Annotated in this window: 25 protein-coding genes; 13 read left to right on the top strand and 12 right to left on the bottom strand. The window is 72.7% G+C overall.

Going from position 1 to position 21616, the window contains the following annotated elements; genetic code table 11:
* Positions 1–13: 13 nt before the first annotated feature.
* Both BJ958_RS19115 and BJ958_RS19110 read right to left on the bottom strand, forming a co-directional pair.
* Positions 14–640, bottom strand: a complete 627-nt coding sequence (locus BJ958_RS19115; protein WP_179728468.1) for a response regulator — start codon at positions 638–640, stop codon at positions 14–16.
* A complete protein-coding gene (locus BJ958_RS19110; RefSeq protein WP_179728467.1) occupies positions 637–1887 on the bottom strand; it encodes a sensor histidine kinase in 1251 nt (416 codons plus the stop codon). The genes BJ958_RS19115 and BJ958_RS19110 overlap by 4 nt, the downstream gene beginning before the upstream one ends.
* Positions 1888–2031: 144 nt before the next feature.
* On the opposite strand from BJ958_RS19110, the gene BJ958_RS19105 reads away from it, so the two are divergent.
* The 4 genes from BJ958_RS19105 (at position 2032) to BJ958_RS19090 (ending at position 5432) form a co-directional block, all read left to right on the top strand.
* Positions 2032–3072 carry an SMP-30/gluconolactonase/LRE family protein gene (locus BJ958_RS19105; protein WP_179728466.1) on the top strand — a complete coding sequence of 347 codons (1041 nt, stop codon included), beginning with the start codon at positions 2032–2034 and terminating at the stop codon, positions 3070–3072.
* Positions 3069–4325 carry an ankyrin repeat domain-containing protein gene (locus tag BJ958_RS19100; protein ID WP_179728465.1) on the top strand — a complete coding sequence of 419 codons (1257 nt, stop codon included), beginning with the start codon at positions 3069–3071 and terminating at the stop codon, positions 4323–4325. Before BJ958_RS19105 ends, BJ958_RS19100 begins: the two co-directional genes overlap by 4 nt.
* A gap of 62 nt (positions 4326–4387) precedes the next feature.
* Positions 4388–4696: a DUF1905 domain-containing protein gene (locus BJ958_RS19095; protein WP_179728464.1), complete on the top strand. Its 309-nt coding sequence runs from the start codon at positions 4388–4390 to the stop codon at positions 4694–4696.
* A 1-nt stretch (position 4697) separates the two neighbouring features.
* Positions 4698–5432, top strand: a complete 735-nt coding sequence (locus tag BJ958_RS19090) for a DUF4184 family protein (protein ID WP_179728463.1) — start codon at positions 4698–4700, stop codon at positions 5430–5432.
* Here BJ958_RS19090 and BJ958_RS19085 read toward each other — a convergent pair.
* Genes BJ958_RS19085 through BJ958_RS19070 form a run of 4 tightly spaced genes read right to left on the bottom strand, consistent with a single transcriptional unit; the run spans position 5410 to position 7993 of the window.
* A complete protein-coding gene (locus tag BJ958_RS19085) occupies positions 5410–5883 on the bottom strand; it encodes a thioesterase family protein (RefSeq protein WP_179728462.1) in 474 nt (157 codons plus the stop codon). The two genes, BJ958_RS19090 and BJ958_RS19085, sit on opposite strands and share 23 nt — an antisense overlap.
* Before the next feature lie 24 nt (positions 5884–5907).
* A complete protein-coding gene (locus BJ958_RS19080; RefSeq protein ID WP_179728461.1) occupies positions 5908–6591 on the bottom strand; it encodes a response regulator in 684 nt (227 codons plus the stop codon).
* Entirely contained in the window at positions 6588–7649 is a 1062-nt protein-coding gene (locus BJ958_RS19075; protein WP_218865871.1) for a sensor histidine kinase, read from the bottom strand. Before BJ958_RS19075 ends, BJ958_RS19080 begins: the two co-directional genes overlap by 4 nt.
* Positions 7646–7993 carry a hypothetical protein gene (locus tag BJ958_RS19070; RefSeq protein ID WP_179728459.1) on the bottom strand — a complete coding sequence of 116 codons (348 nt, stop codon included), beginning with the start codon at positions 7991–7993 and terminating at the stop codon, positions 7646–7648. Before BJ958_RS19070 ends, BJ958_RS19075 begins: the two co-directional genes overlap by 4 nt.
* A 139-nt stretch (positions 7994–8132) precedes the next feature.
* Between BJ958_RS19070 and BJ958_RS19065 the strand changes: the two genes are divergently transcribed.
* The 3 genes from BJ958_RS19065 to BJ958_RS19055 are packed head-to-tail and all read left to right on the top strand — an operon-like array spanning position 8133 to position 11132.
* Positions 8133–10040 carry an APC family permease gene (locus BJ958_RS19065; RefSeq protein ID WP_343052736.1) on the top strand — a complete coding sequence of 636 codons (1908 nt, stop codon included), beginning with the start codon at positions 8133–8135 and terminating at the stop codon, positions 10038–10040.
* Positions 10041–10095: 55 nt separating this feature from the next.
* Positions 10096–10776 carry a hypothetical protein gene (locus BJ958_RS19060; protein WP_179728458.1) on the top strand — a complete coding sequence of 227 codons (681 nt, stop codon included), beginning with the start codon at positions 10096–10098 and terminating at the stop codon, positions 10774–10776.
* A gap of 26 nt (positions 10777–10802) precedes the next feature.
* The gene (locus BJ958_RS19055) at positions 10803–11132 is read left to right on the top strand and encodes a 4a-hydroxytetrahydrobiopterin dehydratase (RefSeq protein WP_179728457.1); all 330 of its coding nucleotides are present in this window, start codon (positions 10803–10805) and stop codon (positions 11130–11132) included.
* Between the two features lie 96 nt (positions 11133–11228).
* Here BJ958_RS19055 and BJ958_RS19050 read toward each other — a convergent pair whose 3' ends face one another.
* On the bottom strand, positions 11229–13598 hold the full coding sequence (locus BJ958_RS19050; protein WP_179728456.1) for an ATP-binding cassette domain-containing protein: 2370 nt from the start codon (positions 13596–13598) through the stop codon (positions 11229–11231).
* Positions 13599–13734: 136 nt separating this feature from the next.
* Between BJ958_RS19050 and BJ958_RS19045 the strand changes: the two genes are divergently transcribed.
* Positions 13735–14391: a hypothetical protein gene (locus BJ958_RS19045; protein ID WP_179728455.1), complete on the top strand. Its 657-nt coding sequence runs from the start codon at positions 13735–13737 to the stop codon at positions 14389–14391.
* On the opposite strand, the gene BJ958_RS19040 is transcribed toward BJ958_RS19045, so the two are convergent.
* Positions 14345–14545 (bottom strand): hypothetical protein, encoded by a 201-nt coding sequence (locus BJ958_RS19040; RefSeq protein ID WP_179728454.1) that lies wholly within the window; start codon positions 14543–14545, stop codon positions 14345–14347. The genes BJ958_RS19045 and BJ958_RS19040 overlap by 47 nt on opposite strands.
* A 156-nt stretch (positions 14546–14701) precedes the next feature.
* Between BJ958_RS19040 and BJ958_RS19035 the strand changes: the two genes are divergently transcribed.
* Positions 14702–15328 (top strand): TetR family transcriptional regulator, encoded by a 627-nt coding sequence (locus BJ958_RS19035; RefSeq protein ID WP_179728453.1) that lies wholly within the window; start codon positions 14702–14704, stop codon positions 15326–15328.
* Here BJ958_RS19035 and BJ958_RS19030 read toward each other — a convergent pair.
* The 3 genes from BJ958_RS19030 to BJ958_RS19020 are packed head-to-tail and all read right to left on the bottom strand — an operon-like array spanning position 15318 to position 17490.
* A complete protein-coding gene (locus BJ958_RS19030; protein WP_179728452.1) occupies positions 15318–16370 on the bottom strand; it encodes an Atu2307/SP_0267 family LLM class monooxygenase in 1053 nt (350 codons plus the stop codon). The genes BJ958_RS19035 and BJ958_RS19030 overlap by 11 nt on opposite strands.
* Positions 16367–16714, bottom strand: a complete 348-nt coding sequence (gene trxA, locus BJ958_RS19025) for a thioredoxin (RefSeq protein ID WP_179728451.1) — start codon at positions 16712–16714, stop codon at positions 16367–16369. Before trxA ends, BJ958_RS19030 begins: the two co-directional genes overlap by 4 nt.
* 8 nt (positions 16715–16722) lie before the next feature.
* The gene (locus tag BJ958_RS19020; RefSeq protein ID WP_179728450.1) at positions 16723–17490 is read right to left on the bottom strand and encodes a GH25 family lysozyme; all 768 of its coding nucleotides are present in this window, start codon (positions 17488–17490) and stop codon (positions 16723–16725) included.
* Between the two features lie 43 nt (positions 17491–17533).
* On the opposite strand from BJ958_RS19020, the gene BJ958_RS19015 reads away from it, so the two are divergent.
* From BJ958_RS19015 to BJ958_RS19000, 4 genes are read left to right on the top strand one after another with little or no spacing between them, the layout of a single operon-like run.
* Positions 17534–18052, top strand: a complete 519-nt coding sequence (locus BJ958_RS19015) for a hypothetical protein (protein ID WP_179728449.1) — start codon at positions 17534–17536, stop codon at positions 18050–18052.
* A 46-nt stretch (positions 18053–18098) separates the two neighbouring features.
* Complete coding sequence (locus BJ958_RS19010) at positions 18099–18656, top strand: NYN domain-containing protein (protein ID WP_179728448.1); 558 nt, start codon at positions 18099–18101, stop codon at positions 18654–18656.
* 37 nt (positions 18657–18693) lie between these two features.
* Positions 18694–19662 carry an NAD-dependent epimerase/dehydratase family protein gene (locus BJ958_RS19005; RefSeq protein ID WP_179728447.1) on the top strand — a complete coding sequence of 323 codons (969 nt, stop codon included), beginning with the start codon at positions 18694–18696 and terminating at the stop codon, positions 19660–19662.
* Positions 19663–19675: 13 nt separating this feature from the next.
* Entirely contained in the window at positions 19676–20545 is an 870-nt protein-coding gene (locus tag BJ958_RS19000; protein WP_218866452.1) for an exodeoxyribonuclease III, read from the top strand.
* Positions 20546–20555: 10 nt separating this feature from the next.
* Here the strand turns inward: BJ958_RS19000 and BJ958_RS18995 are convergent, their stop codons facing one another.
* The gene (locus BJ958_RS18995) at positions 20556–21494 is read right to left on the bottom strand and encodes a glycoside hydrolase family 16 protein (protein WP_179728445.1); all 939 of its coding nucleotides are present in this window, start codon (positions 21492–21494) and stop codon (positions 20556–20558) included.
* Between the last annotated feature and the right edge of the window lie 122 nt (positions 21495–21616).

Here is a 21616-nt window from a genome sequence, read left to right as displayed (position 1 = left end):
CAAACCGCAACCCTCAGGCGCGGATGATCCGCCGCTCGATGGCCGCGGCGACCGCGCCGGCGCGGGTGTCGACGCCGAGCTTGGTGTAGATGTGCGACAGGTGCGACTTGACCGTGGCCTCGGAGACGAACAGCTCACGCGCCATCTCCTTGTTGCCGAGGCCGCGGGAGAGCAGCTCGAGCACCTCGACCTCGCGCTCGGTGATGGTGACCGCGCCGGGCGTCGTGCGGCGCACGAGCGTCGCGGCGACCGACGGCGCGAGGACGGTCTCGCCGCGGGCGGTGGCGCGGATGCCGGCGAACAGCTCGTCGGGCGGGGCGTCCTTGAGCAGGTAGCCGCGGGCGCCGGCCTCGAGCGCGCGCAGGATGTCGGACTCGGTGTCGTACGTCGTCAGGACGAGCACCTCCGGCGGCGGGTCCAGCGCCCGCAACGCGGCGGTGACCTCGGCACCGCCGGCCTCGCCGTCGCCGAGGCTGAGGTCCATCAGAACGACGTCGGGCTGGTCGGCGCCGACCACCGCGACCGCGCGGTCGAGCCCGTCCGCCTCGCCGACCACGGACAGGTCCTCCTGTCCCTCGACCAGCGCACGCAGCCCGGCCCGGATGACCGGGTGGTCGTCGACCAGCACGATCCGGATCATCGCTCCTCCTTGGCCTGGGTCACGGGGAAGCGGACGGACACGGTCGTGCCCTCGCCCGGGGCGCTCTCGACGTCGGCGCGTCCGCCGAGGGCCTCCGCCCGGTCGCGGACGCCGGCGAGACCGCGGCCGCGCGTCCCCACGGCACGCACCTGTGCGGGGTCGAAGCCACGACCGTCGTCGCGGACGTCGAGGACCACCTCGTCGAGGTGGTAGGTGAGAGTGAGTGCCACGCGCCGGGCCTCGGCGTGCTCGCGCACGTTGGCCAGCGCCCCGCGGGCGGTGCGGACCAGGGCCGCCGCCACGTCCGGGGGGACGACGACCGGCTCGCCGTCGACGCGGACCTCGACCCGCGTGCCGGGGGAGGCCTGGGCCCACTGGTCGGCGGCGAGGCGCAGCGCGTCGGGAAGCGCGTGACCGGTGACGTCGCCGGCGAGGTCGGCAGGCGCGAGGTCGCGTACGACGCGGCGTACCTCGTCGAGGCCGTCACGGGCCGTGGCCGCGGCGGTCCGGACGTGCTCGCGGGCGGTCGCGGGCTGCGCGGACCAGGACTGCTCGGCGGCCTGGAGGAGCAGGTTGATGCTCGAGAGGCCCTGACCCACGGAGTCGTGGATCTCGCGGGACAGGCGGGTCCGCTCGGCGAGGGCGCCGGTGCGGTGCTGCTCCTCGGCGAGCTCGGCCTGCGCCTCGAGCAGCCGGTCGAGCAGGTCCTGGCGTGCTCGCGACTCGTTGTCGAGCGCACGGTAGGCGAGCACGGTGACCAGGCCGACGCCGATCGGGCCGGCGACCTGGACCGGGTCGAAGCCGTCGGTGATCCGCTGCCAGGCGGCGGTCAGCAGGACCGTCATCAGCACGACCGTGCCGACCGCCCAGGGGAACGGGAGCACCCGCATCACCGCGAACGCGACCGGGACGGCGCACCACGCGAACGACGGCGCCACCGCGGTCAACGCGCCCCACAGCACCACCATGCCGCTCACCCAGGCCGTCGGCCACCAGCTGCGGTCGGCCAGCAGCCCCCGGGTCGCGTAGGCCAGGCCGAGCACGAACGCACCGGCCAGCACGGCGACGCCGGTCGCGTCGAGGGCGTGCCGGTCGACGTAGCGCACCGCGCAGGTCACGAGCATGACCACGAGCACCCCCAGCAGCCAGCGGTCGAGGCGGCCGGCGGGCGCGAGGATGCCGTGCTCGCCGGGCCGGCGCAGGCCGAGCGAGACCGAGGGTCGGTGGGACAGGGAGGGCAGGGACATGGTGCGCCCACCCTAGGGAGCGACGACGGTCGGCGGCATCAACCATTCGGCTATCGAGGGGTAGCCGGCTGCCCGACGTCCGGAGGTCCCGGGCCGGGCGAGAGTGGAGCACATCAACCCGATCCACCCACTCCAGGAGAGACGATGAACCGCACGACCATCGCCAGCACGCTGCTCGCCGCCACCGCGGTCAGCACCCTCGGTGCCGCGTTCGGCACCGCGACCCCGGCCTTCGCCGACAAGGACCGCGACAACGGCCACGCCGCTGTCTACAACCTGCACGGTGACGCCGTCGACGCGAGCAACCCGGCCGGCTCCAAGTTCGAGGGCATCGGGGCGGACGAGAAGCGCGGCCGGTTCTACGTCAGCGAGGTCACCGGCGGCGAGATCCACCGTGGCAGGGCCGGTGTCTCCTGGACCCAGGAGTGGCTCGCCGGCAACGGCACCGACGGCCGCTACACCGCGCGTGGCGTGACGGTCGACGACAAGGGCCGCGTCTACATCGCCGGCGGCCCCAACGGCATCAACGACGCCGGCGCCAACGGCATCGGAAACCCCGGCACCGACAACCCGACCCGCCCCGACCTGTGGGTCTACTCCAAGAAGGGCGACCTGCTCGCTGCCCTCCAGATCCCCGGCAAGCCCGTCTTCCTCAACGACGTGGCGATCGGCCCCGACGGTGCGGCGTACTTCACCAACTCCAAGGCCGCCGAGGTCTACAAGGTCGACAAGGGCCGCAACGGCTGGCGGGTGCGCCTGTTCGCCGACGCGAGCGCCACCATCGCCACGCAGGCCGGCTTCAACCTCGGTGGCATCGTCGTGACCGAGGACCAGAAGGCGCTCGTCGTCGCGCAGGGCAACACCGGCGCGCTGTGGCGCTTCTCGCTCGGGACCGGCAAGGTCAGCGCGGTGAGGACCGGTGGTGCCGACCTCACCGACGCCGACGGCCTGGTCCTGCAGGGCAACCGCCTCACCGTGGTCCGCAACTTCAAGAAGCAGATCGCGACCCTGCGCCTGTCCGCCGACGGCCGCAAGGCCAAGCTGGTCCGCCAGGCCGCCTCCTCGCCCGACCGCGTGCTGACCACCGCCAAGGAGTTCCGCGGCGAGGTCCTGTACGTCGACAGCAAGTTCGACGAGCCGGTCGCCTCGGGCCCCTACGAGGTCATCGCGGACCCGACGCGATGAACCGTCGGCTCGTCGTCGTCACGCTCCCGCTCGCGCTCGTCCTGGGTGTGTGCGGGGGTGGAGACCCCGCCGGGACGGCGGATGCCGGTCGCCCGGTGGAGCGGTCCGTCGCGGCCGAGCCGACGACGAGCCCGGCTCCCACCGGGGCTCCCGTCCCGCAGGCCCGGCTCGACCGGCGCCTGCGGGACGCGGCCTGGGCCAACGACGTCGCCCGCGCCCGGCGGCTGATCAGGCAGGGCGCCGACGTCGACGCGAAGGACGAGACCGAGCAGTCGGCGTACCTGATCGCCACGAGCGAGGGCCACCTCGACCTGCTCCGACTGGCGCTGCGGCACGGCGCGGAGGTGAACGACAAGGACAGCTGGAACGGCACCGGCCTGATCCGCGCCGCCGAGCGCGGCCACGGTCTGGTCGTCGGCGAGCTGCTGCGCGCCGGCATCGACCGCGACCACGTCAACCGGATCGGCTGCCAGGCGATCCACGAGGCGGTCTGGCTCGGCGAGGACACGGCGTCGTACGTCACCACCGTGCGGGTGCTCGCCGCCGGCGGCGTCCAGCTCGACATGGTCTCGCCGTCGGCGGGCCTGACCCCGCTGCAGATGGCCCGCGAACGCGGGTACGCCGGACTGGGGAGGATCCTGAGCAACGTGACCACTGCCGAGAAGCCCGCCGACGCGAACGCCGCTCTGCTGCGCGCCGCCCGCACCGGGAACGCCGACGCCGTCGCCGTCGCGCTGCGCGCCGGCGCCGACGTCGAGGCCCGCGACGACCACCAGCGCACCGCGCTGCTGCTGGCCTCGACGTACGACCACGTCGCGGTCGCCGAGGTGCTCGTCGCGATGGGTGCCGACCCCGACGCCCTCGACGACCGCCACGACACCCCGTGGCTGGTGACCGGCGTGACCGGCAGCGTGGCGATGCTCGAGGCGCTGCTGCCGGCGAACCCGGACCTGACGATCGAGAACCGGTACGGCGGCCTCTCGCCGATCCCCGCCGGCGAGCGCGGCCACGTCGACTACGTCCGCCGGGTCGTGCAGACCGACGTCGACATCGACCACGTCAACGACCTCGGCTGGACCTCGATGCTGGAGGCGATCATCCTCGGCGACGGCAGCGAGCCCTACCAGGAGATCGTCCGGATCCTGCTCGACGCCGGCGCCGACCGGTCCATCGCCGACCGTGAGGGCGTCACGCCGCTGCAGCACGCCGAGCAGCGGGGGTACGACGAGATCGCGGACCTGCTGCGCCGCTGACGCCCGGGGCCGCCTCTCGCCGTCGTACCCGGCGAGCGGGTCCTGACGGCTACCGTGGCCACGTGCCCGCGTCCCCCGACCCCGGTTTCGTCTTCTCCGGCGCCGTTGTCGAGTGGCGCGGTCCGGCGCCCTTCGTCTTCCTCGAGGTGCCCGCTGGGACCAGCGACGACATCAAGGACGCCGCGCGCGGCCAGGAGTACTGGGGCCAGGTGGCGGTCGACGTGCGGATCGGCGACACCGACTTCCGCACCGCGCTCTTCCCGAAGGACGGGCGCTACCTGGTGCCGCTGAAGGTCGCCGTACGACGGGCCGAGGGGATCGAGGTCGGGCAGGAGCTCGCCGCGACCCTGGACCTGGCGCCGAGGTCCTGACGTGCCGGTCACCCTGGCCCATCCGGCCGCCGTACTGCCGCTGCGGGGGCTCGGGCTGCCGCTCTCGGCGCTGGTGATCGGGTCGATGGCGCCCGACCTGCCGGTGCTCGCGCAGACGTGGGGGCTCTACGGCTTCAGCCACAGCGCGGCCGGCATCGCCACTCTCGACCTCGGGCTGAGCCTGGTCCTGCTGGCCTTCTGGGACCTGCTGGGGCGCGACGCCCTCGTCGACACCGCGCCCTGCGTGATCCGTGACCGGCTCCCGGCCCGTGCCCGGATCGGACGCCGTGCCTGGCTGCTCGCCCCGCTCGCGGCGGTGGTCGGCTCGACCACGCACACGCTGTGGGACGCCTTCACCCACGAGGGACGGTGGGGTGTGCGGCACGTCGCCTGGTTGCGGGAGACGCACGGGGCCCTGCCCGGTCAGCAGTGGGCGCAGTTCGCCTCCGGCATCCTCGGCCTCCTCGCGGTGGGCTGGGCGATCGTGCACCACGTCCGCCGCCTCCCGCGCAGCGCGTCCCGTCCCCGGCGGCTGCCTGCGCTCACCTTGCCGGCGGGCTTCGCTGCAGCGACGGCGACCTCGCTCGCGGGCGGCGTGCTGCACCTCGACCACGGCTGGCACGACGCCGCGTTCCACGCCGCGGTCGCGGGGATCCTCGCCCTGGCGGCGCTGGTCGGACTGCTCGGCCTCGCCTGGCGGATCGCGCCGGAGGTCAGTGTCCCGGCCGGGGCCTGAGCGCCACCGGCTCGCCGGCGTACGCCGCCAGCGCGGCGCGCACCTGGTCGGAGATCGGCCACGACGACCCGGCCGCGGTGTCCCAGAACACCGCGCTCGTCTCGGCGACGACCGCCGGCGGGTGGTCGGGCGCGACCCGCAGCTCGAGCGAGACCGCGAACGAGGAGCGGCTGACGTGGCTGACCCAGATCCGCACCAGGAAGGGCTGGTAGGCGGCGAAGCGCATCTCGGCGTGGTACTCGACGTGCTGGGAGCCGACCAGCTCGGTCACGCCCTTCGGCAGGTCGCGGAGCAGGCCGCGGGGCTCGTCACCCTCGGCGAGGCGGGCGTGGCGGAAGAACATCAGCCGGGCCTCGTCGAGCACCCGGATCGCCTCGACGTTGTCGACGTGTCCGCCGAGGTTGATGTCGCGCAGCCGCGCCTGGATCTCGCACTCGAACACCTTGCCCACGAGCCGCATCCTCGCAGCACCGGCTCACAGCTCGAAGCGGTAGCCCATCCCCGGCTCGTTGCGGATGTGCACCGGCCGCGCGGGGTCGGCCTCGAGCTTGCGGCGCAGCTGGGCGACGTACAGGCGCAGGTTGCCGTGGGCGTTCTCGTATCCGGGACCCCACACCTCGGTCAGCAGCCGGCGCTGGCTGAGCAGCTGGCCGGGGTTGCGCAGCAGCACCTCGAGCAGGTGCCACTCGGTGGGCGTGAGCCGGACCTCCTCGCCGCGGACGGTGACCCGGGTGGCGCCGAGGTCGACGGTGACGTCGCCGAACGTCACGACCGCCTCCGTGGTCGTCGGCTCGTCGGGCTGCCCGCGCCGGACCAGGGCGCGCAGCCGCGCCACCAGCTCGTCCATGCCGAAGGGCTTGGTGACGTAGTCGTCCGCGCCCGCGTCCAGCGCATCGACCTTGTCGACGCTGTCCGAGCGCCCGGACAGGACGAGCACGGGGACCGGCGAGCGTGCCCGGAGCCGGGTGATCACGTCGACCCCGTCGAGGTCGGGCAGCCCGAGATCCAGGACCACGACGTCGGGTTGGGCGCGGGCCGCGGCGTCGAGCGCCTCGGTCCCGTCCCCGGCCGTGACGACGTCCCACCCGCGTGCGCGCAGGTGGATGGCGAGGGCCCGCACGATGCGCGGCTCGTCGTCGACCACCAGCACCTTGCTCACGAGATCTCCTCCACGGGCAGGGTGAGCCGCATGGTGAGGCCACCACCCGGGGTCGGTCCCGGTGCCAGCTCACCGCCGACGGCGTCGGCCAGGCCGCGCGCGACGGCGAGGCCGAGACCGACCCCCGTCGCGTTGTCGGAGTCGCCGAGGCGCTGGAACGGCCGGAACATCCGTTGCTCGTCCCCGGCGCGGATGCCCGGGCCGTGGTCGACCACCTCGACCACCAGCCGCGGTGGCTGGAGCGTCGCCGCGGCCCGCACCAGGGGTGGCCGGTCCGGCGGGCTGAACCGCTGGGCGTTGGCGAGGAGGTTCACGAGCACCCGCTCGAGCAGGCCGGGATCGGTGACGACGGCCGGCAGGTCGTCGGGTACGTCGAGCACCGCACCGCGCGGCGCGACTCCGAGGTCGTCCAGCGCCGAGGCCAGCACGTCGCCGAAGGCGACCGGCCGCAGCCGCACCGGGATCGCCCCCGCCTGGAGGCGGCTCATGTCGAGCAGGTTGCCCACGAGGGCTGCCAGCCGGTCGAGGGCATCGTCGGCGGTGGCGAGGAGCTCGTCGTGGTCGTCGCGCGACACGGCGACATCGGCACTCAGCAGACCGGAGACCGAGGCCTTCGCGGCGGCGAGCGGGGTGCGGAGGTCGTGGCCGACCGCGGCGAGCAGGGCGGTGCGGATCCGGTCGGCCGCCTCGATCTCGGCAGCAGCCGCTGCGGCGGCCGCCCGCCGTGCCGCCAGGTCGACCACCCAGCCGACCATCACGGCGACCACCACGAACGCGACCAGCGCCACGACGTTGTTGGCGTCGTGGATCGCGAAGGTGTGGAAGGGCCGGGTGAACCAGAAGTTGAGCAGCCCGGCACCGACCACGGCCGCGACGAGCGCGGGCACCACGCCGCCGACGAGTGCGGAGGCGACGACCACCACCAGGAACAGGGCGACGTCGCTGGCCAGGTTGAGGTGGTCGCGCAGCGGCGCCAGGGCCGGTACGAGCAGCACGGGCGCCACGACCGCGACGACGAGCCCGCCCACCCGGCGCCGCGGGCTCAGGCTCCTGCTCATGCGCGCCATTGTGCTCCAGGCGGTCCAGCGGTCAGCGCGGCGACGGCGACGAACAGGGCCAGTCGGAGCAGGTCCTCCCCGGCGAAGGTCAGCCGGCCGGCATGGTGCACGGCGAAGCCGGTCGCGAAGGCCCACCCCGACACCGCCAGCGACACGGCCCAGGACCGCGGCAGCACGCGGCTCCACGCGGCCGTCAGTGCCAGCAGCGTCAGCACGCCGGACCACCCGGCCAGCGGTACGGCGGTGCACGCCGCGGCGCCGACGAAGAGGGTGCCGCCGGCGACCCCCCAGCGGACGCCGTACTGGTCCAGCATCGGGGGGTGGGTGACCGGTGTCGTGCTCACGACCTCCAGTGAAGTCGCGCCCGACCCGGGAACCGACGGTCCTGACACGATCCTGACACGCTCCTCACGCCTGCCTGATGCCTGTTAGGGGTCCGTTAGGCAGTGCCCGCCGAGCGCGTCGCGGGGGTTGCATGGAGCCGTGAGCACCCCTGTGACCGCCGACGCCGTCCCGGCGTCGAACGCCCCCCGAGCCGAGCAGCACGATCGCGACCACACCCGCCCGTGGTGGCAGGTCATGTGCCTGACCGGTGTCGACTACTTCTCCACCCTCGGCTACCAGCCGGGCATCGCGTTCCTCGCCGCCGGTCTGCTCAGTCCGCTGGCGACGGTGGTCCTGGTCCTGCTGACCCTCTTCGGTGCACTCCCGGTCTACCGCCGCGTCGCGGCGGAGAGCCCGCACGGGCAGGGCTCGATCGCGATGCTGGAGCGGCTCCTGGTCGGCTGGCGCGGCAAGCTGTTCGTGCTCGCGCTCCTCGGCTTCGCGCTGACGGACTTCATCATCACGATCACCCTGTCGGCCGCCGACGCGAGCGCCCACGTGGTCGAGAACCCGCACGTGCCGGACTTCCTGCACGGCCAGGAGCTGTGGATCACGCTCGGGCTGATCGCCCTGCTGGGCGGTGTCTTCCTCAAGGGCTTCACCGAGGCGATCGGACTCGCCGTCGGCCTGGTCAGCGTCTACCTGGTGCTCAACGCCGTCGTGATCGTCGTCAGCGCCGCGCACGTGCTCGAGAACGGGCACGTCGTCACCGACTGGACCAGCGCGCTGAGCGTCGAGCACGGCAACGTCGCGCTGATGATCGCCGTCGCGCTCACCCTGTTCCCGAAGCTCGCACTCGGCATGTCCGGCTTCGAGACCGGGGTCGCGGTGATGACCCACGTCCAGGGGGCGCCGGACGACGACGCCCGGCGGCCCGCCGTACGCATCCGCAACACCAAGCGGCTGCTCACCACCGCCGCGATCATGATGAGCGTCTACCTGATCTGCTCGAGCCTGGTCACCACGCTGCTCATCCCGGCCAAGGAGTTCGAGGACGGCGGCAGCGCCAACGGCCGCGCGCTGGCCTACCTCGCGCACCGGTTCCTCGGCGACGGCTTCGGCACGGTCTACGACGTCTCGACGATCCTCATCCTGTGGTTCGCCGGCGCCTCCGCGATGGCCGGCATGCTCAACCTGATCCCCCGCTACCTGCCGCGCTACGGCATGGCGCCGGAGTGGGCGGGCGCCGTACGCCCGCTGGTGTGCGTGCTCACCGTGACCGCCTTCGTCATCACCTGGATCTTCGACGCCGACGTCGACGCGCAGGGTGGCGCGTACGCCACCGGCGTGCTGGTCCTGATGACCTCCGCGAGCGTCGCCGTCGCCCTGGCGGCCCGCAAGGCCCGCGAGCGCGGGTGGACGATCGCGTTCACCCTCATCTCGGTCGTCTTCGTCTACACGACGATCGACAACGTCCTCGAGCGCCCGGACGGCGTGAAGATCGGCGCCTGCTTCATCGCGGCGATCGTCGCCGTCTCGCTGCTGTCGAGGATGACCCGCTCGCTCGAGCTGCGCACGATCGACATCGAGTACGACGCCAAGGCCGACGCCTTCATCCGCGACTGCGCGCGCCGTACCCTCCGGCTGGTCGCGCACGACCCCGAGCACCACGACGCCGGCGCCTACCGCGCGAAGGTGCGCAAGATCGTCGAGGCCCACGAGCTGCCCAACGGCGGCGACCTGGTCTTCGTCGAGGTCGTCGTCGAGGACTACTCCGACTTCGAGAGCCGGGTCGTGGTGACCGGGTCGGTGGCGCACAAGGAGTACCGGGTGCTCACCGTGCACGCCGCCACCATCCCCAACGCGCTCGCTGCGTTGCTCCTCGACCTGCGCGATCGCACCGGCGTCCGGCCACACATGTACTTCGAGTGGACCGAGGGCAGCCCGGTGCCGCAGATGGCGCGCTTCCTGCTGTTCGGCACCGGCGAGGTCGCGCCGCTGACCCGTGAGGTCCTGCGCCGTGCCGAGCCGGACCCCCGGCGGCGGCCGTACGTGCACGCGGGCTGATCGAGGCGTAAGGTCGCTCCCTGCCTTCGTGGTGGGTCCTGCCCCGGAGGCAACCGTGAACCGACTGACGATCCACGTCGACCGCACCGTCCCGAACCGCCCGACCGTCCGCCTCCTGATCGACGGCCAGGACGTCCTGGCCGGCGACGGGGCCGACCAGCCCAACGACGCCGAGGACCTGCTCTCCAGCGGCGCACTGGTGCCGCAGGACCCGCCGCGGCGGATCGCCTTCTACGGCTGCGGCTGCGGCGAGTTCGGCTGCTCCAACGTGGCCGGACTGGTCGTCCGTCGTGGTGACGTGGTCGAGTGGACCGACTTCCGGACAGTGACGGGGGAGTACCACGGCGCGCTGCCGATCGACCCGGTTCCCGACCCGGCCGTCGAGGAGGACGTGTGGTCGACCGCGCTCGATCTCCCGACGTTCCGGTTCGACGCCGACCTGTACGACACGACGGTCCGGGCGGCCATGACGGACTCCAGCTGGGAGACGTGGCCCCGGGCGGTGGTGCGGCACCTGCTGAGGCAGTATCCCGACCTCGGTCAGCGGATGGCGTTCTGGGCGGCTCGCGAGGGCGATGCCATCGAAGTGGCCCTCCATCTCTCCGCCGCCGATCCTGCACGGCTGGAGGTGCCGCGCGGCCGCCCCGAGGCGCTGGCCGAGCGTCTCGGAGCGCTGCTCGACGCCGGCATCGGTGCGCGACGGATCGCAGATGACGGGCTCTGGACGGCGGGCTGATCCGTCGGCCGGCGTACGGTCGGAGCATGGGCTACGAACAGATCAGCGCGGAGCAGTTCAGCCAGGCCGAGGGCGTGGGGGACTGGCGGGTCCTCGGGGAGCACGCGTACGCCGTGTTCCGCACCGGGAGCTTCGTCAAGGGTCTCGAGCTGGTGAACGCGATCGGTGAGCTGGCCGAGGCGGCCAACCACCACCCGGACCTCAAGCTGGGCTACCCCTCGCTCGCGGTGCACCTGACCACGCACGACACGGGGTCGCTCACCACCGCCGACCTGGACCTGGCCCAGCGGATCTCCGCGGCCGCCCGCGACCTCGGTGTCGGTGGAGACCCGGAGGCGGTGCGCGCCTGGGAGTGATCGAGCCGGCGCACGCGAGCTTGGACGACGAAACTGGCGCTTGGACGACGATGCTTCCTCGTCCAAGCGCCAGTTTCACCGGCCGGCCGGTGAAACTCACTCCCCGACGTACGCCGCCAGGTGCTCGCCGGTCAGCGTCGACCGCTTCGCGACCAGCTCGGCCGGGGTGCCCTCGAAGACGACGGTGCCGCCGTCGTGGCCGGCGCCGGGGCCGAGGTCGATGATCCAGTCGGCGTGGGCCATCACGGCCTGGTGGTGCTCGATCACGATGACGGACTTGCCGGCGTCGACGAGGCGGTCGAGGAGGCCGAGCAGGTTGGCGACGTCGGCGAGGTGGAGGCCGGTGGTCGGCTCGTCGAGGACGTAGACGCCGCCCTTCTCGCCCATCCGCATGGCGAGCTTGAGCCGCTGGCGCTCGCCGCCGGAGAGGGTGTTGAGCGGCTGGCCGAGCTTGAGGTAGCCGAGGCCGACGTCCTCCATCCGCTGCAGGATCGCCGCCGCGGCGGGGGTCTTGGCGTCGCCGGAGGCGAAGTACGCGTGGGCCTGCGCGACCGGCAGGTCGAGGACCTCGGCGATGTTGAGCTCGCCGAGCCGCAGCTCGAGCACCGAGGCCTGGAAGCGCTTGCCCTCGCACTCGTCGCAGACGGTGGCGACGGTGTCCATGAACCCCAGCTCGGTGTAGATCATCCCGTTGCCGTTGCAGCTCTCGCAGGCACCCTCGGAGTTGGCGCTGAACAGCGCCGGCTTCACGCCGTTGGCCTTCGCGAACGCCTTGCGGATCGGCTCGAGCAGGCCGGTGTACGTCGCCGGGTTGCTGCGTCGCGAGCCCTTGATCGCGCCCTGGTCGATGACCACGACCTCGTCGCGCCCGGCGATCGAGCCGTGGATGAGCGAGCTCTTGCCGGAGCCGGCCACGCCGGTGACCACGCACAGCACGCCGAGGGGTACGTCGACGTCCACGTTGCGCAGGTTGTGCGAGGAGGCGCCGCGGACCTCGATCGCGCCGGTGCGCTCGCGGACCGTCTCCTTCAGCTCCGCACGGTAGGACAGGTGCCGACCGGTGAGGGTGTCGGAGGCGCGCAGGCCGGCGATGTCGCCCTCGAAGCAGATGGTGCCGCCACCCGTGCCGGCGCCGGGGCCGAGGTCGACGACGTGGTCGGCGATCGCGATCGTCTCCGGCTTGTGCTCGACGACGAGGACGGTGTTGCCCTTGTCGCGCAGCTCGAGGAGCAGCTTGTTCATCCGCTCGATGTCGTGGGGGTGCAGCCCGATGGTGGGCTCGTCGAAGACGTAGGTGACGTCGGTGAGCGCGGAGCCGAGGTGACGGATCATCTTGGTGCGCTGCGCCTCGCCGCCCGACAGGGTGCCGGCGGGGCGGTCGAGGGAGAGGTAGCCCAGGCCGATCTCGACGAACGAGTCGAACAGGTGGAGCAGGTTGGCGATGAGCGGCCCGACGGACGGGTCGTCGATGCCGCGGACCCACTCGGCGGCGTCGGTGATCTGCATGGCGCAGACGTCGGCGATCGACCTGCCGTTGATCCTCGACCCGCGGGCGGCCTCGTTGAGGCGGGTGCCGTCGCAGGCGGGGCAGGGCGCGAAGACGGCCGCCCGCTCCACGAACGCCTTGATGTGGGGCTGCAGCGAGTCGACGTCCTTGCTGAACATCGACTTGCGGATCTTGGGGATCAGGCCCTCGTAGGTGACGTTGATCTTGTCGACCTTCACCTTGCGCGGCTCCGCGTACAGGAAGTCCTCGCGCTCGGCCGCGGTGTAGGCCGAGACCACCTTCTCCGGCGGCAGCACCGCCTTGAACGCTGCCACCATCCAGCCGTCGGCCGTGTAGCCCGGCACCAGGATCGCTCCGTCGACCAGCGACTTCGACTCGTCGACGATCGCGCTCAGGTCGAGGTCGGAGACGCTGCCGCGGCCCTCGCACTCGGGGCACATGCCGCCGAGGTAGATGGCGTTCTTGACCACCTTCTTCTCGACCTTGCCGCCGGCCTTCTCGGTCTGCATCACGCCGCCCGCCCGACGGGTCGGCACGTTGAACGCGAACGCCGTCGGCGGACCGATGAACGGGTCGCCGATCCGGCTGAACAGCACGCGCAGCATCGCGTTGGCGTCCGTGGCGGTGCCGACCGTCGAGCGCACGTTGGCGCCCATCCGCTCCTGGTCGACGAGGATCGCGGTCGTGATCCCCTCGAGGTTGTCGACCTCGGGGCGGGCCAGTGAGGGCATGAAGCCCTGCACGAAGGTGGAGTAGGTCTCGTTGATCATCCGCTGCGACTCGGCGGCGATCGTGCCGAACACCAGCGAGCTCTTGCCCGATCCGGACACGCCGGTGAACACGCTCAGGCGGCGCTTCGGGATGTCGACGTCGACGCCCTGGAGGTTGTTGACGTGGGCGCCCTGCACCCGGATGTAGTCGTGGCTGTCGGCGGGGTGGGACCCGGCAGTCTTCGGCATGCGCCCATCATGTCCGACGACGCCGACACGGTCTCGGCGATTTGCGGGACCCGGGGCCGCCGGCGTCGTTGAGGTGTACGAGAATCGTCCGTCCTGGTGGGGGATCCGGGACGACCAGGGGCGACACAGGGGCGACATGGGGGAAGCCGTGCTGGAGGGAGCCGTGACCGACGAGGTCACCACGCCGTCGGCGGACACGTCGACGACGTACGAGGAGTTCGGCGTCGCCTGGATCCGCAGGGTGCTCCACAAGGAGCGCATCCTGCGCACCATCGACGAGGTGCTGGGCGACCAGATCGCGCTCGGTCCGATCGGCGCGGGCCCGGGCCGGGCGTTCGCGAGCGTCAGCTTCGTCGGGACCTACCAGCCCACCACGGGCGAGCTGGTGCCCGGCGAGCTGCTGACCTACGCGATCGACCTGCCGATCAGCGTGGTCTTCGAGCTCGGCCTGCCGATGGACCGGCTGACGTTCAACGCGGAGGTCGTCGTACCGCTGGTGCTGGTGGTCCACACCGAGGCACCGCTCAAGCTGAGGCTGGAGCTGAGGACCCCGACCGAGGACCAGATCGGGCTCGTGCTCAAGACCGACACCCGGCGCGGGGCGATGCTGCGCAAGGTCGCGGGCCTGGACGCCGAGCTGCGGCGCTTCCTGCTCAAGGTGCTGGACACCGAGCTGGCGAAGGCCTACGTGCGCAAGGCGACGCACCTCGACATGGAGGAGCTGATCGAGGAGGCCTGGCCGGCCTTCACCGAGCAGTTCCTGCCGCGGGGACCCGAGGACCGACGGGGCTGACCGGAGCGCGGTGGGCCGAGGCGGTACGCCGGGCCGCCCGCGCGGGTGCGACCACCGCGTCGTGGAGCGCGCCGAACGCCATCGCGGCGAGCGGGATCCACAACGGGATCAGCATGAAGGCGAAGATCGGGACCAGGGTCATCACGTCGTGCATCGCGGGCTCCTCGGGTGGGGTTCTCGACCTCACCGAGTCTGCGGCGGGCGCCGGACCCCTCGCTCGTGCCCGGCGACAGAGAGCCGCGGCGGATTTGTGCCCGCGTCACAGTCGCCTGCCGGCCCCATCGGTCAACGCGCGTGTCACGATGTCCGGGTGACGCAGGCGCGACGGTACGGCGGCCGCGCGGCCGGGGAGCGGGTCGCCGAGCGTCGCGCGCGCCTGCTGGAGGCGGGCCTGGAGCTGATGGGCACGCGCGGGGTCGCCGGCGCGACGGTGCGCGGGGTGGCCGAGGAGTCCGGGCTGGCGGCGCGGTACTTCTACGAGAGCTTCGCCAGCATCGAGTCACTCCAGCTCGCCGTGTTCGAGCAGATCGCCGGCGAGGCCGCGGCGCGCTCCCTGGGCGCGCTCGCCGCTGCTCCCGAGGACGCCGCCGCACGGACCAGGGCGGTGCTGGCCGAGATGGTCGACCTGTTCCTCGAGGACCCGCGCAAGGGGCGGATCGCGCTGCTGGAGTCGATCACCTCGCCCGTGCTCGGCCCCCGGGTGCTCGAGGAGTCACGCCGCTTCGTCGGGATGCTGGCCGCGACCGCCTCCTCCGGCGACCCCGCTGAGCCCTCGGAGGGGCTGCCGGTGGAGGTGCGGTTGCGGGCTCAGTTCCTCATCGGCGGCGTCGCCCACACGCTCGGCGCCGCGCTGCAGGGCGACATCGAGGTCGAGCGGGGCCGGCTGGTCGACGTGCTGGTGGAGCTGTTCCTCGGCGCCGCGGCCCTCAGGCCGTGACGGGGGCGTCCGCGAGCAGCTCGCGGACCCGCGGCACGACCCGGGTGCCGTAGAGCTCGATGCTGCGCATCAGCTGGGCGTGCGGCATCGCACCGTTGCTGTACTTCAGGTCGAAGCGCTGGATCCCGAGCGCGCGGACGGCGTCCGCGATCCTGCGGGCGACCGTCTCCGGCGAGCCCACGAAGAGCGCGCCGTGGTCGACCTCGGCGTCGTACTGCGCGCGGGTGGGAGGTCCCCAGCCGCGCTCGGCGCCGATCCGGGTGCGGCTCTCGGTGAAGTGCGGGTACAGCGCCTCGCGCGCCTCGTCGTCGGTGTCCGCGACGAAGCCGGGGGAGTGCACGGCGATCGGCAGAGCGGGCCGCTCGAGCTCGGTGAGGGCGCGACGGTACAGGTCGGTGAACGGCGCGAACCGGGCGGGCTCGCCGCCGATGATCGCGATCGTCAGCGGGAAGCCGTACCGGGCAGCGCGCACGACGGACTCGGGCGAGCCGCCGACGCCGATCCAGGTGGGGATGGAGCCGCGCTCGGTGTTCGGGAAGACCCGCGCGCCGCGCAGGGCCGGGCGGTGGGTGCCGCGGTCCCAGGTGACCGCCTGCTCGCCCTGGAGGGCGGCCCAGAGGTCGACCTTCTCGCTGAAGAGCTGGTCGTAGTCGGCCAGGTCGTAGCCGAAGAGCGGGAACGACTCGGTGAACGAGCCGCGGCCCAGGGTGATCTCGGCGCGGCCGTTCGACAGCGCGTCGAGGGTTGCGAACCGCTCGTAGAGCCGCACCGGGTCGTCGGAACTGAGCACCGTGACCGCCGTGCCGAGCGTGATCCGCTCGGTGCGTGCCGCGATCGCCGCCAGCACCATCTCGGGACTGGTGACCGCGAAGTCAGCGCGGTGGTGCTCGCCGATGTTGAACACGTCGACGCCCACCTGCTCGGCCAGCACCCCCTGCTCCACGATGTTGCGGAGCACCTGCGGGTGTCCCAGGGGCTCGCCGGTGGCGGGGTCGAGCGTGACGTCGCCGAAGGTGTCGAGCCCGAACGACAGCTCGCTCACTGCTCGGCCTTCGCGGCGTCGACGTCGAAGTCGCGGACCGCGGCGATGACCTGCGCCAGCGCGGGCGCGGGCAGCGCACCGGCCTGCGAGAACACCAACGTGCCCTTCTTGAACGCCATCAGCGTGGGGATCGAGGTGACCCGCGCGGCCGAGGCGAGCTGCTGCTCCTCCTCGGTGTTCACCGAGCCGAACACCAGGTCGCCGTGCTCCTCGGCGGCCGCCTCGTAGATCGGTGCGAAGTTGCGGCACGGGCCGCACCACGACGCCCAGAAGTCGACGAAGACGATCTCGTTGTCGAGAACCGTCTGCTCGAAGTTGCCGGCGGTGAGGTCGATGGTGGACATGTCACTCCTCAACGTTCCTCGGTCTGAAATGTTCCCCGGTCGCGGTCCACGCGGCCGGTGACGCCGGGGACGGCGCCGTGCTCGTCGTACTGCCACACGGCCCAGTCCCGCGCCGGCGGCCGGTCGCCGAGGCGGCGTGCCCACTGCGGGTGGTCGTCGAGGTCCTCGGCGAGCGCGTAGCGCGCCTCGAGGTCCGGGTAGAGGTAGACCAGGGTGGTCGTGCCGAGGCGCTCGTCGACCGTCGTCAGGAAGGCGCGGACCTCGGCGAGGAGGGTGCCGCGGGGCGGTGGGTCCGGGCAGCTGCCCACCAGCTCGAGGTCGAGGGCCGGCGGTGGCTGCAGCGGCGGGTCGGCGCCGAGCACGTCGAGGAAGTGCTCGGCCTGGGCCTCGCCGTCGCTGCACAGCTGGAAGTAGTGGTAGCCGGCCACCGCCACGCCGGCGCGTACGGCGGCGGCCCGGTGGGCCGCGAACCGGGGGTCGGTGAACCCGGTGCCCTCGCTCGCCTTGAGGTAGGCGAACCGGATCCCGGCCCGCGCCACCCGCTCCCAGTCGATCGGGCCCTGGTGGTGGGAGGCGTCGATGCCCTCGGCGAGCGGCGGCGCGGCGGTGGCTGTCGACGGGGGCGTCGGGGTGGGTGTCGGCGGGGGCGTCGCGGTCGTCGGGGCCGACGTCGCGGGGGCGGTCTCGGGCCCGGCGGCCGGCGTACCGCCGCACCCGGCGAGCGCCAGCACCGCCGCGACCGCGGCGACCCGGCCGCGGGACCTCGGGCTCCTCACGCGTCCCAGCCAACCACGCGCCGTGGCGACGTATCGTCGACCCATGAGGAAGCTGCTGCCGACCTTCGTCATCGCGGTCCTCGCCGCCGTCCTCGCGGTGCCCGCCCCGGCGCGGGCCGCGGTGAAGGTGATCGACGACGGCCCCGACCCGTCGCTGCCCGCCCAGATGGACATCCTGCGCGTGAAGATCGACAACCGCACCGATCGCGTGGTGCTGAGGCTGACCTTCCGCGACCTCACCGAGACCCGCCGTGGGCAGACGAAGGTCTTCATCGGCACCGACCCGGCCACCGAGGCCGGCTTCATCGCCTACACCAGCCACCGTCCCGGCGCCGCCCCGCTCACGCAGCTGTGGGAGCCGACCGACCAGGAGTTCGGTGGCACGCCGGTCGAGTGCTCCGGGATCCGCGCGAAGTGGCGCTTCAACGTCGACCGGGTGCGCATCGTCGTGCCCCAGGCGTGCCTGGCGAGCTCCGCGCCGCGCTACCGGTTCAAGGCGGTCGCCGGCTTCTACACGATGAAGGGCGACTGGACCGCCTTCCGCGGCGTCAGGCGCGGCTGACCTCTCCGCCGCCCCACCTGGCCTGCTGCCCGGCTAGCCTCCTCCCATGGAGACCGCGCGGACCACCCACGTCCTGGTGGACGGGGAGAACATCGACGCCACCCTCGGTACGTCGATCCTCGGCCGGCGGCCCCGGCCCGAGGAGCGGCCGCGGTGGGAGCGGCTGCTGCAGTTCGTGGAGCGGCAGTGGGGGCAGCCGACGAACGGGCTGTTCTTCCTGGCCGCCAACAGCGAGCTGCCGATGTCGTTCGTGCAGGCGCTGCTGGCGATCGGCTACCGGCCGATCCCGCTGTCGGGCGGCGCGAACCAGAAGGTCGTCGACATCGCCATCCAGCGCACGCTGGAGGAGCTCAAGAGCCGTGACGCCGACGTCGTCCTGGTCAGCAACGACGGCGACTTCGTCGAGCAGGTCGAGAACGTGCTCGACGGGCGCCGGGTCGGGCTGGTCGGGTTCACCGAGTTCCGCAACAGCGCCTTCGCGCAGCTCACCTCGCGCGGCCTCGACTTCTTCGACCTGGAGTACGACGTCAACGCGTTCAACGAGCGCCTGCCGCGCGTGCGGATCATCCCGATCGACGAGTTCGACCCGACCCAGTTCATCTGAGGGGCAGGTCCAGCCACCGGCAGGGCATGCTGTCGGGATGAGGCTCCTGGTTCTCGGCGGCACCCAGTTCCTGTCCCGCGCGGTCGCGTCCGAGGCGGTGCGCCGCGGGCACGACGTCGTGTGCGCCAACCGGGGGCAGTCCGGCACCGTGCCATCGGGCGTGAGCGCCGTGCGGTGGGACCGGGACGACCCGGCGCCCGACCAGCTCACGGACGGTGATCCGTACGACGCCGTGGTCGACGTGGCGCGCACGCCGTCCCACGTGCGACGGGCCCTGGCCGCCCTGCCCGACGCGCACTGGGTGTTCGTGTCCACCATCTCGGTCTACGCCGACGACGCGGACCCCGCGGGGCCCGGGCAGGGGCGGCTCAGGGACGCGATCGCCGAGGACCGGGACCCGATGGCCAGCGTCGAGGACTACGGCGGGATGAAGGTCGCCTGCGAGCAGCTCGTCCTGGCGACCGACCCGAAGGCCGCCGTCGTCCGGCCCGGCCTGATCGTGGGGCCGGGCGACCCCAGCGGGCGGTTCGCGTACTGGGCCCGCCGGTCCGCCTCGACCGGCGAGGTGCTCGCCCCCGGCGACCCGCGGGACCTCGTGCAGGTGATCGACGTCCGCGACCTCGCCGCCTGGGTCGTCACCCTCGCCGAGGACCGCGCCGGCGGGACGTACGACGCCGTCGGCCCCGCGCAGCCGATCGCCGACCTCCTCGGGGAGGCCCTGCCCGACGCCGACCTGGTCTGGGTCGACCAGGCGTTCCTCGAGGCAGAGGGCGTCGAGCCGTGGTCGGGACCCGACAGCATCCCGCTCTGGCTCCCGCGGCCGGCGTATGACGGCATGCTGGCCCACGACGCCACCCCCGCCCTGGCGGCCGGCCTGCAGCCGCGTCCGGTCGGCGCCACGACCCGCGAGACCCGGGCCTGGCTGGACGCCGACCCTGCGGCGCGGATCACGGGGATCACGACCGAGCAGGAGGCCGACCTCCTGGCCCGGTGGCGGGCTCGCTAACGTCGCGCCGGTGCTGAGAGTCGCCACCGCCAACATCAACGGCATCCGTGCCGCCCACCGTCGCGGCTTCGGCGACTGGCTCGCGATGCGCGGCTGCGACGTCGTCACCCTGCAGGAGGTGCGCTGCCCGGTCGACGCGCTGCCGGAGAAGGCGTTCGGCGACTACGCGGTGGCGTACGACGCCGGCGAGCTCGCCGGGCGCAACGGGGTCGCGGTGCTGACCCGCGAGCCCGCCGCCGCGGTGCGGACCTGGTCGGTCCCCGACCCCGACCGTCCCCTCCCGCGGGCGCTGCGCACGCACGCCAACGAGGGCCGGTACGTCGAGGTCGACCTGGCCGACGTACCGCTGACCGTGGCCAGCCTCTACCTGCCCAAGGGCGGTCTCCCGGCGCACCTGCAGGACCCCCGGCGGATGCGGGAGGCGCCGGACGGCGGGGCGAAGTACGACCGCAAGATGGCGTTCATGGCCGGCTTCGCCCGCCACCTCGCCTCCTCCCGCAAGGCCGCAGCCGCCCAGGGGCGGGAGTTCCTGCTCACCGGCGACCTCAACATCGCGCGCGCCAGGGCCGACGTCGCGAACTGGCGGCGCAGCAACCAGACCGAGGGATTCCTGCCCGAGGAGCGCGCCTGGCTCGACGCGCAGCTCTCGCCCCGCACCCTGGTCGACGTCGTGCGCCGGCTGCACCCGGACGTCGAGGGTCCGTACTCCTGGTGGAGCTGGCTCGGCCAGGCCTATGCCAAGGACGCCGGCTGGCGCATCGACTACCACCTCGCGACGCCGGCGCTGGCTCGTTGCGCCGTGTCCGCGGTCGTGGACCGCGAGCACGCCGGCGTTCGGCTCAGCGACCACGCGCCCGTGGTCGTCGACTACGAGCTCGGCTGAGGGCCGCCGGTCAGCTCCAGGCCCGGACCCAGTCGACGTCCATGCTCGCCGTCTTCGGCGACGTGGACGTACGGGCGGCCGAGCCGGTGCCCCAGATCTGGGTCAGGACGACGTAGAACGGCTTGTCGAACGGCGCCGGCGGACGGACGTTCGTCGGCGTCCAGGAGTGGGACCAGCAGAGCTGGTCGTCGTAGGTGAACCTCATGACCGTCGGTGTCCAGTCGAGAGTGTAGGTGTGGAAGCCGGTGCTGGCGGCCGGGCCGGGACAGGTGCGGCCGGTGCTCCTCGACCTGTCCTCGCCGAAGTAGTGGAGCGACGGGTACACGTGGCTCGGGTCGTTGCCCATCCACTCGGCGATGTCGACCTCACCGGAGAGCGGCCACCGGCCGTAGGTCTGCACCTGGGGGTAGAGCCAGAACGCCGCGTGACCTCCGGTGGCGGCCGAGAAGCGCACGCGTGCCGAGAAGCGTCCGTAGGCCTGGGTGAACCGGGAGATGGTCGCGACCGTCGACACCTCCGAGCTCGTCGGGAACGGCGCATAGGGGCTCTGGCACACGAACACCTGGTCGAGGATGGTCGCGGTCAGCCGCAGTGTGCCGCCGCCGACGCTGATGGTCCGCCTGTTGTCGCGGTAGCAGCCGCCCTGGCCGGTGAACACCCCGGTGAGCGCGGTGTCCTGCGCCATCCAGCGGGTCCGGTCCAGGGCGGTGCCGTCGAACTCGTCGTGGAAGCTGCAGGAGAAGTACGACCCGTCGGGACGCTGCGGTCGGGTGCCGCAGGCGTCGACCGGGTCGACCAGCCGGCTCACGGCGCTCGCCTCGCCCGTGCCCTGAGCCCGGGCCGGGGCGGCAGGTGCTGCGGGTGCCAGCTGCAGGCTCGCTGCGAGTGCTGCCAGTGCCACCACGGCGCCGATCCGGCGCGCGCCGACGTACTTCCCCATGCTGCTCATGACCCTCTCCTCGGGAGCTGTGAAGGTGAGGGGGGTCGGGCACCGAGAGTGATCTCAGGCTAGGGGCGAGCGGATCGGCCGATCCGGGCCGACCGTTCATTTCCCAAGGATTGGGGAATCCG

The sequence above is a fragment of the Nocardioides kongjuensis genome, from assembly GCF_013409625.1.
In the GTDB taxonomy this organism is placed as follows: domain Bacteria; phylum Actinomycetota; class Actinomycetes; order Propionibacteriales; family Nocardioidaceae; genus Nocardioides; species Nocardioides kongjuensis.
This window is presented reverse-complemented; position numbering and strand designations above follow the sequence as displayed.